A 15044-nucleotide genomic window follows, 5' to 3' on the forward strand; every position below is an offset into this window, starting at 1 on the left:
AGATGTCTGAAACTTCATCAGTTTGTGAATTCTGCAGCGCGTCAGAGGCTCTTTTGGGGCTAGCAGTTGAACCGCGTGACGAGAGTGTGACACTTTGCGTGACCTGTCGCGAGGGTATGACGGGTAACATCAGCGATGCGCCTCACTGGAAATGCCTGTCTGATGCGATCTGGTCAGAGGTGCCTGCGGTTCAGGTACTGGCCTATCGTCAGTTGAAACGACTGGAAAGTGAAGCCTGGGCACGTGATCTACTTGAAATAGCTTATTTGGATCCGGAATTGCTGGAATGGGCTGAGGCAGGATTAAGTACAAGCCGCGCGGGCGATCTGGTTCACAGAGACTGTAATGGTGTTGTACTTGCCGCCGGAGATACGGTTACCCTTATCAAGGACCTCAACGTAAAAGGGGCAGGGTTCACAGCGAAACGAGGTACCGCAGTGCGCGGCATTTCTCTGGTCGCTGATAACGAAGGCCACATCGAAGGCCGGGTAAACGGCCAACGGATTGTTATCTTAACTGAGTTTGCAAAGAAATCAGGCTGAACGACGCTCTGAACTTTCTTTATTCCTAAAATATCCCCGCCGGAGGCATTTAGTTTTCTTGCCTCCGGCGGGGATATTTAGAGGAAAAAGAAAACCCAATCGGGGGTTAAACCTCCAGCCAAATCGTGACCGGGCCGTCATTGACAAGCGCGACCGACATATCGGCCCCGAAGCGCCCCATGGCGACCTCTATCCCTAATTTGCGTATCTCAGCGGCGAAGTGTTCATAAAGTATTTCACCCTGTTCTGGTTTCGCGGCGGATGAAAACCCGGGTCTGTTGCCGCGCGAAGTATCTGCAGCCAGAGTGAACTGGCTGACAACCAGTGCCGCGCCGCTCGTGTCGAGGAGTGATTTGTTCATTTTGCCTGTGTCGTCTTTGAAGATGCGCAGTTTGCTGATCTTCGCAGCAAGCCGGTTTGCCTGAATTTCGCTGTCACCTTCCATGGCGCAAACAAGAATCAAAAGGCCGGTACCAATTTCTCCGACGATTGAATCATCAACGGTTACAGAGGCGGCTTTTACGCGTTGTATCAAGGCGCGCATCAGGGCAATTCCTTTCTCCAGGGTGGGTTAGCACCCGCTCGGGATACGGTGATAGCTGCGGCGAGTACACCAAGCGTTAGTGCAGCTTCTATTTCCGCGGGTTTTAGATTGGCGATGTTCTTTTTCGTCAACGCGCCGGAAGATTGCAGTTCGGCAAGCATACCAGCATTAAAAGTATCGCCGGCGCCAACCGTGTCTGCAACCGCAACATTCTGGGAAGGCACATGAATTTTTCCGTTTTTGCTGTAGGCTGTTACGCCTTTGTCGCCTTGTGTGAGGCAGACAAGTTCTGGGCCTTTTTCAAGCAGGGATCTTGCAAAAATTTCGCTGTCGGTATTGTCGTCCAGCCATTGCAGGTCTTCGTCAGATACTTTCACTATGTCAGCCATAGAGACCATGCGGTCGATACGCATTCGATAGGCGTGTTCATCCTGAATAAACGAAGGTCGTATGTTTAGATCAATCATCGTGACATGGCGTGAAGATTCGTGTTGCATCAAGGCTTCGAATGTTGACCCACAAGGTTCTTCGACGAGCGAAATGCCACCCAACAATAGGGCATCCACATCATTCAAATTTGGTAGATTATCTGGTGCTAGCATACGGCCTGCCGTGTTTTCATCGTAGAAGGCGTATTGCGCGTTACCGTTTGATAGTTCTACGAATGCAAGGGTTGTGGGCCTGTCAGAGCGCACGAGGTAATTCTGAGTGACGTGGCTATCATCTAGTGCGCAGGTCAACTTTTTACCAAAAAGGTCGTTTGAAACTCCGGCAAACAAACCAACTGTGGCGCCAAGTCGCCCGAGCGCGATGGCTGTATTCAAGGCGGCCCCACCTGGATGAGCCGCAAAGCCGATGTTTCCGTCTGCCAGAGCACCGGGCAGCATGTCGATCAGCGCTTCACCGCAGCATAAAATCATAGGACCTCGGAACGTGACGTTACTGATTACTGGCTATTACATACCCGACAGCACCAAAAACAACAGCGCCAACGATGATCGCGATCGCGATTTTCCAGGCCGACCAAGGGCGTTCCCCCTGCACACGACCTGACTGGCCGTTTACGACGAAGCGGTAGGTTTTGCCCCGGTATTTGTAGGCGGCAAGCCAGACAGGCAGCAGGATGTGTTTAAAGGTTATGTCCTTAACTGCTGTATCGATCGACTGTATGCGCTGCCGGTCACCCCCGATGTCAAACTTTACATCACGCTCAATAACCCGGTTCATGCGCACGCGTGCTTCGCTATACCCTTCATCTAGTTCAACTGTGTATGCTTCGGCCCGAAAACCCGCCAGGTATTCAGGTTGGTAAGGTATCATTTCCGAAAGATCCCACGGTTCGAGCGCGTCAGTATAGCGTTTGGGTAGGGACCGGGACGCCAGAACAAGTACATCATCGAACCAACGCGCAACGCGACCAGAAACTGACGCCCAGCGAACTTTCTGAACTTGGCGTGTCTCGGTTTTGCCATTCACCCTAACGGTGTGTGTTTCGTAATAAACGGTACCGCGTTGGCCGCTGTACTTGCTCTTGGTATCTGCGTCAAAAGTCCAGTAGGGTACGTAGATTCCCTGCATTATCCTGCCCTTACGGGCGTAGTCCTGCAGGCCGTTAGGTGCGAACCACAATCGTCCAAGCCATTTGGACATCGCATTGCGCGCTTCCGTTTCTTCCAGCACGAAAGGCAAAACACCTTTGGGTTTGATAAGTCGGTGGGCACCTGTGTCTGTCACAACCGGCGTTGCGCAGAACGGGCATTCAGCTGCATGACTTGTCTGATCAAATTCGACCTGCGCCCCGCAATTCGGGCATGTCAGAGTGCGAATTTCTTCAATTTCAGCTTCAGGCAACTGCGCGTCAAGCGCGCGCCTGAAATCCAGTTCCCGGATTGCAGCAGTTTTGCTTTCGAGGGGGCCCAGCGGTTGGGTGTTGCCACAGTGATCGCAAACCAACTGTTTAGAGTCCGGCGCAAACCGAAGGTCGGATCCGCAGGTTTCACAAGGGAAACGATGCTCTTCAATCTGCTTTGTCATGGTCGGGACATTTTGTTTACGTGTGAAGCGAGACTATTACACCTTGTCAGAAGCGGGTGGCGGTGGGGGTAACACTGTGAAAAGTTGGGCCAATTCACTGATGTCTTCGGCTTTTTGCCAGCCGTCCTGCCCGGCGGTCCAGACGTAGGTTTCCCGGCTTAAGCTACCCGCACCAACCATGCGGCCAAGCGCTGCCCGCGAAAACGGTCCTTTGGTTTCACCGTCTTCAGCAATATGCCAGACCTTTTCAACAGGTGGTGGTGGTGGCGGCGAGGCGGGTTGTTGTTGCGCACCCCAAGGGCCAGCCTGTGCCATCTGCCCTGCCATCGCTATGCCCATTCCCATTCCTAACCCAGCGCCCATTCCACCTCCGCCAGAAGGGTTGCGCGCGGCTGCAGTCATGGCTTCGGCCGCTGAATATTGTGTGAATTTGCCAAGATCGCCCGCAAGCCCCATTGACGAACGTTTATCAAGCGCCTCTTCAACGGAGGCAGGCAGGCTGATGTTTTCGATGTAAAGCTCGGGCATCGACAGGCCGTAGTTTTCCAGCGTTCCCGATATTTCTGCGGCGACCAGTTTGCCGAGGTCCGCAGTGTTTGCGGCCATGTCGAGAACCGGGATACCGGATGACGCAATCACGCGCGAAAATTCCTGAACGATAATATTGCGGATCTGGTAGCTGATTTCATCCATGGTGAATTCACCGTCCGTCCCAACGATTTCAGTCAGAAACTTTGCCGGGTCCGAGACACGAATTGTATAGGTGCCATATGAACGAATTCGCACGGGTCCAAATTCAGGATCACGCAGAATTATCGGATTCTTTGTGCCCCATTTCAGGTCGTTAAACCGGGTGGTGTTGACGTAGTAGATTTCGGATTTAAACGGGGATTGAAAGCCATGATCCCAGTGGTTCAGCGTTGTAAGAATTGGCATATTGTTGGTCTCTAACATGTAAAGACCGGGGGTAAAGACGTCAGCAATTTGGCCTTCGTGAACAAAGACAGCTGCTTGCCCTTCGCGAACCGTTAGCTTTGCGCCATACTTTATTTCGTGTTCTTCGCGCTCAAAACGCCAGACCATCGTATCGCGGGTATCATCGACCCAATGGATTACATCGATGAATTCGCCGATCAGAAAATCAAGAATTCCCATGGTTATCTCCGTCTTTGTACTAAGTATTTCCGCCCATTAACTTTGCCGCGATGGTTTCAACTGTTTCGCGGGCTTCGTCTGGTGTCATCCCGGTGCGAAGCCGGGGGTCGTATAAAATCTTAAGCAAAAGTTCATCATGTCGCGTCAGCAAAGCAAACTCTTCGTCATCGTTGAAAATTGAAGGACGTGCGTCGCGGCTATCATTGGCGAGCCCAAGACCCTGCGCAATTTCCTCGTGAATGCACGCCAGACGCGTCAGGTCAGGATGTTCCCCTCTGATAACGGCAACTGCCGTGTTGTATATGTTATCGCCTGCACCACCTGAAAATGCGAATACATGGCAAAGTGTCGGGCGTGGCATTGTCAGGATAGATGTGATGATCCGGTCGCTCGTTCCGGGGATAAGAGCTTTTAGTTGGGGCGCATAACTTTTTCGCTCATCCTCGTTCAGGATCAAGACGTGGAAATTGGCGTCTTCTGCGATGCGAATGGAATGGCCACTGACCCTGGAAAGACGCTGGGAATAACGGTCTATGCTTGACTGGTCTTTTTCAAGTTGTGCGGCAGGAATGCTTGCGCCGAAGTGAAGGCCAATCCGAACCTGTGCTTCCCAACGGCGCAGGCGGCTGGCGGATTCTCGGGCAATCAGGCGCCCGTTTGTAAAAACATACTCATCGTAGAGAGCGATCCGCAGGAAGTTTTCAACGAGATCTTCTTGAGTGAAGCGCGCATCCGGGCCGCCACCATCTGTTCGCATTAACCCCTGTGCAAGCAAATCGTTCTGCAGGTATGCATAGTGACGAACGAGCCGCTCACTTTCTTCGGATCGTTCGGGTATGCCCTCACCCGTCTCGTCAGGTCTGGGTAAAGGCAAGGGAGATGACTGCACCCCTAATGGTTGACAACCCATCAGACCTAACAGGCCGATTGTCAAAAGCGCGGCTAGCAAGGGGCGCAGTTGCATCAAGTATCCTTAGGAAGGCACGGCAGAGCCGGCGTTGTGGCCCACACCATCGCCGCGTGCTTTCGCAGAGGCAAGGGTGTCGCGCAATTCTGCTTCCATCTTTTTCAGATCCTCTTCTGCGGCGACACGTCGTGCCTTGCCTTCATCGGCGATTTGCAGGCTTTCCTCGATCGTTGCAATCAACTCTGCATTGGCTGTTTTTACTGCTTCTATGTCAAATACACCACGTTCCATTTCTTCGCGCACAGCTTTGTTCGCAATCCGAAGGTTTTTCGCGTTTGCGGTTAATAATTCATTAGTAAGATCATTGGCACCGCGAACAGCTTCCGCAGCTTCTGAAGACCGCTGTATCGTGACCGCTTGCGCCAATTGGGTTTCCCACAATGGCACGGTGTTAACGAGTGTCGAGTTGATCTTGGTAACCAGAGATTTATCGTTTTCCTGCACCAGACGGATCGAAGGCAGCGATTGCATCGTCACCTGACGCGTCAGTTTTAGGTCATGCACACGGCGTTCCAGATCATCGCGTGCAGCACGCAGGTCGCGCAATTGTTGTGCAACCATCACCTGATCTTTCTCAGGTGCTGCTTTGACTTCCTTTTCCTTGGCAGGGATTGTTGTTTCGTCCAAATCGCGCAGTTTTTCTTCGCCAGCCGCAATGTAAAGCGCAAGCTCGTCGTAGAAATCCAGTGTCTTTTCGTAAAGTTGGTCGAGCGATTTTATGTCTTTCAACAGCTTGTGCTCGTGGTTCAAAAGCGTGTCGGTGATCTTATCAATCTGCCCCTGAACTTTTTCAAACCGCGCAAGAAACTTGGCAAAAGGTGCAGTTCGCCCCAAAAGCCTTTCCCACCAGCTTGCTTTACGCCGCACGTCCAGTTCCGAAACTGAAAAGCCGCGAATAGTTGTTACCATGTCGCGCAAGCCGTCGCCTGCCGGACCAACGTCTTTGTTGCGAACATCTGTCAACATCGCCTGGCTGATCTGTTGTAGTTCCGCTTGCGCGCCCGAACCAAAACGAACGATAGAACCGGTATCTGTCATGTCGATTTCTGCCATGCGCTTCTTGATTTGCGCAGCGACAGGTTTCTTGGCCTCACTGATTGGCACAATCGCTGTCGACGGTTCAGGCAGGATAACCGCGGTGACTTCTTCAATCTCACGCAGTGTTTGTTCAGCCTTCTGGCGTATGGTCTCGGACATTAACAATTCTCCCTCACTACAGGTAAACAGGGTGGCTCTCAGGCGCGTATGCCTTCGCGGGCCAGTCGTTCGCGCAGCACTTCAATTTCTACATCAAGATCGCTGCGGTCATCGAGCAATAGTGCGCGTGTGCGCGCGGCGAAATTTTCTTCAAGATCGGTAAGTAAAGCCTCGTAGTCAGCGCGGGCTTTCATATCACTGGAACGGGCGTAAATATCCGCAAATTTGGCAGTCGCATCGCGCGCACCCAGCAGGTAGACGCCCAAATATTTGCGGGCTGCTGTCAGGTCTCGGGGGTCTTCTTCGACTGTCCGAAACATGTCGCGTGCGGTTGCCTGAAATTGCGCGACACGGGCTTCAAGCTCGCGATCACCTGCGCGTTTTATCGCGTCAGACATAGCGGCCAGATGTTTTTCGGCACCCTCGATGACACGTGCGACGCGGTCAGACTGAAAGGTATCGATCCCCTCCATTCCTTTGTCGCGTAGCGGGTCAATACCGAATGAAAACCCGTGCAACAATGTTCCGACAATCGCCAACAACATCGGGCTGGCTATGCTGCCCGTTCCTGCATACCCAGTGATAAACAAGCCGATGCCAGTCAGAGCAGAGCCAAACATTTTTCGAGGGATGGCTGGTCGGCGTGCAATTTTACGCGCTTCATAGGCTTCTTGTGCCAAGAGCCCGTCGCGCGTTAGCCACGCCGCGAGGATCAACGTGCCAAAAGCCAATAAATTAAGCGCAAGCCCTGTCGGATCCTGAAAAAAGGCGCGAAATGCCAGGGGAAGTGGTGCAAGAAATAGAAAATTGACCCGCCCACCTACACGGCTTCTGCGTTGGCCGTGAAATGGGGATTTCTGCGGGGCGCCGGAAATATCCGGCGCGTCATCAGGGCTGTATTTTCCACCAAACCGTTGTGCCACTAAACGCCTCCCGTAACAGAGACATAGAGGATCAACGCAACAAGCAGAACAAATGCAAGTTTTTGCAAACCAGTTCCGCTCATAAAACAACCTCCCCTACAATAAATCAGGCGCTAACAAGCTATAGGCCATGCGTTAGATTCGATCCAGCGTTACGCTGCGGGGAATTATCACCGGGAAGCAGCAGAGCGCTCTGCTGCAAGCTTGCGAGAATAGCCCGATTGCACAACCTCAACTGCAACAAGAACGATGATCGCAAAATAGAAGGTCGATTTTGACATCGGGATTATTGCTTGGCCAAATACTTTTATCTGCAAAGTATCATCATGCATCGCATGGGCGGCTGCGGGACCAGATTCACCCAAAAGCACAACGCCGACGATGAGCAATATAAACAGACCCAGAACCTCGTACATTCGGTTCTTTTCAAGAAATTTTGTAACGCCGTCAGCCAATACCAGCATTGCAAAACCAGATGCAAGAATTGCACAGGCCAGAACCGGAAAAACATCTGTAATCGCCAGTGATGAAAGGATTGAATCAAAACTGAATATGAGATTCATCATCACGATTACAGCAATCACCTGCGCTGCAGATTTACCGCGCTTATGCTCTACATCTGTATCAAGGCGGTCAATCGTCAGCATATGGCCGATTTCTTTTACGGCGGTATAGATGATGAACACGCCGCCCAATATGAACACCAGGGTAGCAAAATTAACACCACCTTCAAGGACACCAGTCCAGTCGAAAACAAAAAACGGTTCAGACATCGAGTCGATTAGCTGGATCATCGTGAAAAGCAGAACAACGCGCAGCAAAACTGCGATTATGATACCCCAAAAACGCACGGCTTTCTGATGTTCAATCGGTGCGCGCTGGCTTTCGATTGTGATGTAGAGAAGGTTGTCAAACCCAAGCACTGCCTGAAGAAAGCAAAGAACTAATAGGTTACTAAGGTTTTCAATCGTTAAAATATCTGCCATCGCGCATGCCCCAACTGAATTTTCTGGGGCTTAGAACTAGCGAAGCGGCGCGCAAGGTCAAGCTTTCGCGGGATTCGCTTTATTGTCGGCGGCGGGTGGGTTGGCCTTTACGCTGCACTGTCGGTTTTGGATTTTCACGCAGACCTAGCTGGTCGCGTACCACCCGTTGCTTGACCTCTTCAACCGCGCCGGCCTCTAGATTTCCAAGTTGAAACGGCCCATAGCTGATGCGGATCAGACGGTTTACGTCCAGTTGCACTGCATCCATCGCGCGGCGAACCTCGCGGTTCTTTCCTTCGCGTATTGCAACTGTCAGCCAGGCATTGGCGCCTTGCTGGCGGTCGATTGTTACTTCCATTGGCTGGAAGCGTTCGCCGTCTATCACGATGCCCTTTCTTAGCGGCGCAAGCATATCATCTGTTGGTCTGCCTTTGATCCGCACCCGGTAACGCCGCAGCCAACCTGTTGAAGGTAGCTCCATTTTTCGCTTCATTTCGCCATCGTTCGTCAGCAGAAGCAGACCTTCGGAATTTATATCGAGCCGACCAACACTCAGCACCCGGGGCATGTTGTCCGGCAAAGATTCAAAAACCGTTTTGCGGCCTTTTTCGTCGCGCTCCGTTGTCACAAGGCCTAACGGCTTATGGTACAGCCAAACACGCGGTGGCTCAGGCTCACCAACAGATTTGCCATCGACAGTAACTTTGTCCGCTGTTGTAATGTTCAGCGCAGGGCTGCTGATCTTTTTTCCGTTAACAGTAACACGACCAGATTCGATCATGCGTTCAACTTCGCGCCGCGAGGCTATGCCCGCACGGGCCAGAACTTTTGCAATGCGTTCGCCGGGTCTTGCGACGTCTTTTTGGGGTTCTTTGCTCATGAAATAGGCTCTAGCCTGTCTTAGCTAAAAGGGAAAGCGACTTGGCAATTCAATATTCGCAGGGCAGAGAGAGCAAATGAGCGATTTTACAAGTCACATGAGCCTTGCGCTGGAGGAAGCCTGTGCTGCTGGCGAAAGAGGTGAGGTTCCTGTTGGCGCCGTGCTGGTGGACGCAAAAGGACATGTGATTGCCAAAGCAGGAAACCGAACACGTGAATTGTCCGATCCAACAGCGCATGCCGAAATTCTGGTGATCCGTGAAGCCTGCAAAGACGCAGACACCGAGCGCCTGATGGGCTACAGCCTTTATGTAACGTTGGAGCCATGTCCCATGTGCGCAATGGCAATTTCTGCGGCACGTATCGCGCGTTTGTATTATGGTGCCGCGGACCCAAAATCAGGCGGAATAGCGCAGGGTCCAAGAATCTTTGACCATTCCCAGGCGCATCACGTACCAGAGGTTTACGATGGTATATCCGCCAGGGAATCAGAATCCTTGCTGAAGGGGTTTTTCGCGAACCGGCGTTAGTTTTTCCAGGCTCTGCAAATATCCCCGCCGGAGACATTAAACTTTCTTGCCTCCGGCGGGGATATTTTTGGAAAAAGATTAAGCGGAATCAAAGGGTAATGGCTTTCATGACCTCGGGTTCCAATACGTCAACGCCCGTGAGGGACTTTGCAAGCACGTCTGCCGACTGCTCAAGCAGCGGGAAGGTTCTGTAGTGGCAGGGAATCACGATTTTGAAATTGAAGAATGTTTTTGCAGCATAGGCCGCGCGCTTCATATCCATTGTAAAATGCCCACCCGCGCAAAGAATCCCGATATCAGGTGCGTGCAGATCGTTGAATATTTTCATGTCGGCCATCACGTCAGTGTCGCCGCTAAAATAGATGGTTTTCCCTTCACCCGATATGATGAAACCAGCTTCAGCGCCGGCGTATGTTGGTTTTCCGTCAACCAGAAAAGAAGAGGAATGTGTCGCGTTAACAAGTGTGACGTCAACATCGCCAAGCGCGACGGTGCCCCCTTTGTTGAAGCCAACGACATTAATTTCTTCCGCTTCTTCCCAGTAGCTCATCAAATCGTAGGTTCCGACGCTGGGAATGCCCAGTTCTTTAGAAATGGCGACGGCGTCGGCGGAATGATCACCATGTCCGTGAGACACGAGAATATGTGTGGCTCCCGCAATTGCGTCAGCGCGTTCACTTTCTTCAAACATCGGGTTTCCGGTGAGCCAGGGATCGATCAGCAATATCTGATCACCGATCTCTATGCGAAAGCCCGAGTGTCCAAGCCAGATGATTTTCATAGCGTCCTCCGTTTTCTAGCAAAAATCTTAGCAGGATTGGCGCCTATGTCACCTGCGAGGTTCCCCATAGTCTTGCGGCTAGGAGGACAGGACGCTAAAGGCTAATCAACAAATCACGGAGACCCCGATGTCGATTGACAAGGATACCGCGCGCCGCGTCGCGCATCTGGCGCGCATCAGAGTGGAAGAGGATGCTCTTCCTGCACTGGCAGAAGAATTCAATGCCATCCTCGGATTCATCGAACAATTGAATGAAGTGGATATCGAAGGTGTTGAACCTATGACCTCTGTCACACCGATGCCTCTGAAGCGTAGGGCTGATGTGGTGACCGACGGGGGTCAGCAAGACAAGATTCTGAAAAACGCACCCGATGCGCGCGAAGGATTTTTTGCTGTGCCTAAAGTTGTGGAATAAGCGATGTCTGAACTGAACAAACTCACAATTTCTGATGCGCGCGCGAAACTGCGTGCGGGCGATGTGACTTCGGTTGAACTGACCGAGGCCTGTCTGAAGACAATTGAAGACGCAGGTACGTTGAACGCGTTTGTGCACCATACGCCGGAAATTGCCTTAGATCAGGCCAAGGCCGCCGATGTGCGTATTGCAGCCGGAAATGCACCAGATATGTGCGGCATTCCGCTGGGTATCAAAGACCTGTTTTGCACCAAGGGTGTTCCTAGCCAGGCAGGCTCTGCGATTCTGAGTGGTTTCAGACCTGAGTATGAATCAACCATTACCCTGCAACTCTGGGATTCGGGGTCCATTATGTTGGGCAAGCTCAACATGGACGAATTCGCCATGGGTAGCTCAAACGAGACTTCGACCTATGGAAATGTCGTAAACCCCTGGCGTCGTGGCAATGACGACGCCGCTCTGACACCGGGAGGGTCTTCTGGTGGATCGGCGTCAGCAGTTGCCGCTGATCTTTGCCTTGCGGCAACCGGAACAGACACAGGCGGTTCGATCCGTCAGCCAGCCGCTTTCGTTGGAATAACAGGTATAAAGCCGACCTACGGGCGGTGCTCTCGCTGGGGTGTTGTCGCTTTTGCCTCATCGCTTGATCAGGCTGGCCCGATGACAAAATCTGTACGGGATGCAGCGATCATGCTTGCGGCGATGTCGGGGCACGACCCGAAAGACTCAACAAGTGCTGATCTTGCCGTCCCAGATTTTGAAGCGGCGCTGACCGGCGATATCCGAGGTAAGAAAATCGGTATTCCAAAGGAATATCGGATGGATGGAATGCCTGACGAGATTGAAAAGCTTTGGGCGGATGGTACGGCAATGCTGCGTGATGCCGGGGCCGAAATTGTTGATATTTCGCTACCCCACACGAAGTATGCGCTGCCTGCATACTATGTGATTGCACCTGCTGAAGCGTCCTCAAACCTCGCCCGGTATGATGGCGTGCGCTATGGCCACCGGGCCAAGCTCGCCAAAGGCGAGGGTATTGATGACATGTACGAAAAAACCCGTGCTGAAGGGTTTGGCCCAGAGGTGCAGCGCCGGGTGATGATCGGGACCTATGTGCTTTCTGCCGGCTTCTACGATGCGTATTACCGCCGGGCGCAAAGGGTGCGTACGCTGATCAAGAAAGACTTCGAAAATGTCTTTGATGCTGGGATCGAGGCAATTTTGACACCGGCGACGCCGTCAGCGGCTTTCGGCCTTGGTGAAATGGCGGATGCCGATCCAGTGCAGATGTATCTGAATGATGTTTTTACTGTCACCGTCAACCTGGCTGGATTGCCGGGTATTGCGGTTCCGGCCGGTCTCGACAAGCAAGGTCTTCCCCTTGGGCTACAACTGATCGGGCGGCCATGGGAAGAAGGTGATCTGCTAAATTCTGCTTATGTTTTGGAGCAGGCCGCCGGTTTTGTTTCCAAACCGGGCAAATGGTGGTAAAAACGCGCCAAAATAACAAAGGCAGGTAAATAGGTAATGCGGATTTTTGTCCCCGTTTCGTTGCTCATCATGACTTTTGCGCTTGTTGCATGTGCGCCAGCCGTGCCTGATAGCGCAGCCGGTGTTGGCTTTGGTGACTATGAAGACTACGAACGCCAGCGCGCGGCGCGTGAAGCCGCTATACGAGGCTCTGCCATGCCAGACCCAGGTGTAATTTCGTCCGAGGCACCAACTGGATACAATGCAGATGTCGTTGTTGCGGGGAACGATACCTCGCCACAAACCAGAGCTGATGCAACGAGCTCGACCCGGCGCAACTCCGGTATTTCTGACGAGCAGGAATTCGACGCTGTCGCCGAACGTGAAACGATTGAAAGTGACCGGGAACGTCTTGCTGCCAACAGACAGCAATATGTCGAAATTGCCCCGACTGCTGTGCCAACACGTTCAGGTTCTAACCGACCCAATATTGTTGAGTTTGCATTAAAGACAACCAACAACGTAGGGCAGGGAATTTATAGCCGCTCTGTCGTTTTTGCTGAAAGCCGGTTTCAGCGGAATTGTGCGAACTATGCGTCGTCTGATCTTGCGCAAGAGGCATTTCTGGACGCAGGCGGGCCGAGGCACGACAGGCGCGGCCTTGACCCGGATGGAGACGGGTTCGCATGTTACTGGGATCCGGCACCGTTTCGCAACGCACGCAGGCAAGTGCAGCGGAGCAATTCAACAGCGCAACCGACCGAGAACTAGATGCGGCTAAGACAGGTTTCTTCACCAAACTTTGGCGAACGCCGGGGTGGTGCGAAACCTGATATGGTTGTGATCCATTACACAGCAATGGAAAGCGCAGATGCCGCGTGCGCGCGTCTTTGCGACCCGCAGTATGAAGTATCAGCACATTATTTGATTGATGAGTTTGGTGAAGTTTCGCAACTCGTTGCTGAAGAAATGCGCGCTTGGCACGCCGGCGCTGGAAGTTGGGGGGCGGTTTCAGACGTAAACTCGCGCTCTATAGGGATAGAGCTTGCCAATTCGGGGTTTGCCCCATTTTCAGAAGGGCAGATGCAATCGTTAGAAAATGTGCTTACGGGCGTTATGGCGCGGTGGAGCATTCCGCCAGAACGCATCATTGGCCATTCTGATATGTCACCCGAACGCAAAAATGATCCGGGCAGGCGTTTTGATTGGCGGCGGTTTGCGCGATTGGGTCTTTCAGTCTGGCCAGATGAAGAAGAATGTAACTCACCAAGCGAAAGCGCGTTCGTTTCTGCATTGCAGGGCTTTGGCTATCCCGATGTTGAGTTTGGTCCGTTGTGCACGGCCTTCCGTATGCGGTTTCGCCCCTGGGTGACGGGTGCGCTTACGGCTGAGGATGTTGGTGCGGCATTGAACCTCGCCCGGCGCTTCCCCGTTGACCGCGCACCACAGACCACCTAACTACCCAATTGCGCGGATGGCTGGATGGCTGCACGGGATTTGGCGAAAGCCTTCTTCGTGAGGAAAGTCCGGACTCCGAGAAGTGACGGTGCCGGGTAACGCCCGGCCGGGGCAACCCGAGGGAAAGCGCCACAGAGAACAAACCGCCAGTCGCCGGGTCGGGCAACCGAAACCAGCAGCAGGTAAGGGTGAAACGGTGGAGTAAGAGCCCACCGCGGCCTTGGCAACAAGGCTGGCACGGCAAGCCCCACCGGGAGCAATGCCGAATAGGGACCGCGTGCGGCGCTTGCGTCGCGGGGTGACTTCGCTCCAGCAGGTCCGGGTAGGCAGCATCAGCGCGCCGGTAACGGCGCGCGCAGAAGAATGGTCATCCATGGATGGGGAAACCCATCCGGGACAGAATCCGGCTTACAGGCCATCCGCGCAATCATAACCTGTCTTATTCAATAACCGCAGCATTTCCGTTTGGCTGCGCCTCAGTTCTTTTTCTGGCAAAAAGCCAGACGAGCGCAGTTGTTGCGATCATCTGCGCGAGAATTACCAATGCGAAGATAGTGTCCTGTCCGGTGAGTAAAGATTCCCCGGCATTTATCATGTTTGAATAAAGTGGAAGGGCTGTGATCTCTAATGTCACGATCAGGGCCAAGAGCCCCCAACTGCCCCGGAAAATCCACCAGCATAGAATTCCCCAAACTGTTTCCAGTGCGAGGGCTAACAGAGGTTGGTTTGTATAAAGCCCGGTGCCAAGTTTTGACGGGTTAAAAAAGGGGAAAACCGCGATATCGGGGGCGTGTACGATCAAATCAAGCACGATATGAGAAAAAACGCCAAGTGATAATGCAAGGGCGATTGCTTTCGCTGCTTTACCACCATGCCAAAATACTATCAGGCCCAACACGGCTGCAAGGATGACACTTGTTCCGACCGAATGTGAGAAGGGCATGTGCACAAGGTGGACATCCGAGACAGATTGCATTTCTGGCCCAATATCCGTTTTCTCGAGCCCAACTATATTAAGACCTACCCAAAGGTATTCGACAGCTTCAGTCGTCAGGATCAGTCCTAAGAGGGGTGCTTCGGGGAATGTTTTTTTTAGTATTAGCGCCGTGACGGCGTGATTTATGGCTTGCATGGTGTTTTTCCTCTTTAGTTAGCAAACGCTA

17 protein-coding genes and 1 other RNA gene are annotated in these 15044 nt (G+C 52.6%); 7 read left to right on the plus strand and 11 right to left on the minus strand.

The window, feature by feature from the left end:
* The first annotated feature begins 116 nt into the window (after positions 1–116).
* Positions 117–542, plus strand: a complete 426-nt coding sequence (locus MWU63_RS03235; RefSeq protein ID WP_246531592.1) for an alkylphosphonate utilization protein — start codon at positions 117–119, stop codon at positions 540–542.
* Positions 543–648: 106 nt separating this feature from the next.
* Here MWU63_RS03235 and dtd read toward each other — a convergent pair whose 3' ends face one another.
* The 9 genes from dtd to MWU63_RS03280 all read right to left on the minus strand — a co-directional run bounded on the left by dtd (position 649) and on the right by MWU63_RS03280 (position 9228).
* On the minus strand, positions 649–1086 hold the full coding sequence (gene dtd, locus MWU63_RS03240; protein ID WP_213887366.1) for a D-aminoacyl-tRNA deacylase: 438 nt from the start codon (positions 1084–1086) through the stop codon (positions 649–651).
* The gene (locus tag MWU63_RS03245; protein ID WP_247076954.1) at positions 1086–2006 is read right to left on the minus strand and encodes a carbohydrate kinase; all 921 of its coding nucleotides are present in this window, start codon (positions 2004–2006) and stop codon (positions 1086–1088) included. Before MWU63_RS03245 ends, dtd begins: the two co-directional genes overlap by 1 nt.
* 19 nt (positions 2007–2025) lie before the next feature.
* Positions 2026–3120: a primosomal protein N' (replication factor Y) - superfamily II helicase gene (locus MWU63_RS03250; protein ID WP_247076956.1), complete on the minus strand. Its 1095-nt coding sequence runs from the start codon at positions 3118–3120 to the stop codon at positions 2026–2028.
* Between the two features lie 36 nt (positions 3121–3156).
* Complete coding sequence (locus MWU63_RS03255) at positions 3157–4275, minus strand: SPFH domain-containing protein (protein WP_213887369.1); 1119 nt, start codon at positions 4273–4275, stop codon at positions 3157–3159.
* Positions 4276–4294: 19 nt separating this feature from the next.
* Positions 4295–5239: a DUF2927 domain-containing protein gene (locus MWU63_RS03260; RefSeq protein ID WP_213887370.1), complete on the minus strand. Its 945-nt coding sequence runs from the start codon at positions 5237–5239 to the stop codon at positions 4295–4297.
* Positions 5240–5248: 9 nt separating this feature from the next.
* Positions 5249–6439, minus strand: coding sequence for a toxic anion resistance protein (locus tag MWU63_RS03265; RefSeq protein ID WP_247076958.1), 1191 nt, complete (start codon positions 6437–6439; stop codon positions 5249–5251).
* A gap of 38 nt (positions 6440–6477) precedes the next feature.
* Positions 6478–7362 (minus strand): 5-bromo-4-chloroindolyl phosphate hydrolysis family protein, encoded by an 885-nt coding sequence (locus tag MWU63_RS03270; RefSeq protein ID WP_213887372.1) that lies wholly within the window; start codon positions 7360–7362, stop codon positions 6478–6480.
* A 170-nt stretch (positions 7363–7532) separates the two neighbouring features.
* A complete protein-coding gene (locus MWU63_RS03275) occupies positions 7533–8348 on the minus strand; it encodes a tellurium resistance protein TerC (RefSeq protein ID WP_247076960.1) in 816 nt (271 codons plus the stop codon).
* 79 nt (positions 8349–8427) lie between these two features.
* A complete protein-coding gene (locus tag MWU63_RS03280; protein WP_213887374.1) occupies positions 8428–9228 on the minus strand; it encodes a pseudouridine synthase in 801 nt (266 codons plus the stop codon).
* Positions 9229–9304: 76 nt separating this feature from the next.
* On the opposite strand from MWU63_RS03280, the gene MWU63_RS03285 reads away from it, so the two are divergent.
* Complete coding sequence (locus MWU63_RS03285; protein ID WP_213887375.1) at positions 9305–9757, plus strand: nucleoside deaminase; 453 nt, start codon at positions 9305–9307, stop codon at positions 9755–9757.
* Between the two features lie 88 nt (positions 9758–9845).
* Here MWU63_RS03285 and MWU63_RS03290 read toward each other — a convergent pair whose 3' ends face one another.
* A complete protein-coding gene (locus MWU63_RS03290; protein WP_213887376.1) occupies positions 9846–10538 on the minus strand; it encodes a metal-dependent hydrolase in 693 nt (230 codons plus the stop codon).
* A gap of 127 nt (positions 10539–10665) precedes the next feature.
* On the opposite strand from MWU63_RS03290, the gene gatC reads away from it, so the two are divergent.
* The 5 genes from gatC (at position 10666) to rnpB (ending at position 14308) form a co-directional block, all read left to right on the plus strand.
* Positions 10666–10953, plus strand: a complete 288-nt coding sequence (gatC, locus tag MWU63_RS03295) for an Asp-tRNA(Asn)/Glu-tRNA(Gln) amidotransferase subunit GatC (RefSeq protein WP_213887377.1) — start codon at positions 10666–10668, stop codon at positions 10951–10953.
* Positions 10954–10956: 3 nt separating this feature from the next.
* Positions 10957–12444 (plus strand): Asp-tRNA(Asn)/Glu-tRNA(Gln) amidotransferase subunit GatA, encoded by a 1488-nt coding sequence (gene gatA / locus MWU63_RS03300; protein ID WP_247076961.1) that lies wholly within the window; start codon positions 10957–10959, stop codon positions 12442–12444.
* A 36-nt stretch (positions 12445–12480) separates the two neighbouring features.
* The gene (locus tag MWU63_RS03305; protein ID WP_213887379.1) at positions 12481–13194 is read left to right on the plus strand and encodes a hypothetical protein; all 714 of its coding nucleotides are present in this window, start codon (positions 12481–12483) and stop codon (positions 13192–13194) included.
* The gene (locus tag MWU63_RS03310; RefSeq protein ID WP_247076963.1) at positions 13195–13881 is read left to right on the plus strand and encodes an N-acetylmuramoyl-L-alanine amidase; all 687 of its coding nucleotides are present in this window, start codon (positions 13195–13197) and stop codon (positions 13879–13881) included.
* Positions 13882–13893: 12 nt separating this feature from the next.
* Positions 13894–14308: RNase P RNA component class A (gene rnpB / locus MWU63_RS03315), an RNA gene on the plus strand.
* A 12-nt stretch (positions 14309–14320) separates the two neighbouring features.
* Here rnpB and MWU63_RS03320 read toward each other — a convergent pair.
* Positions 14321–15013 (minus strand): hypothetical protein, encoded by a 693-nt coding sequence (locus MWU63_RS03320; protein WP_247076965.1) that lies wholly within the window; start codon positions 15011–15013, stop codon positions 14321–14323.
* Positions 15014–15044: the final 31 nt, after the last annotated feature.

The organism is Pseudohalocynthiibacter sp. F2068 (assembly GCF_023015645.1).
GTDB classification, from domain to species: Bacteria; Pseudomonadota; Alphaproteobacteria; order Rhodobacterales; family Rhodobacteraceae; genus Pseudohalocynthiibacter; species Pseudohalocynthiibacter aestuariivivens.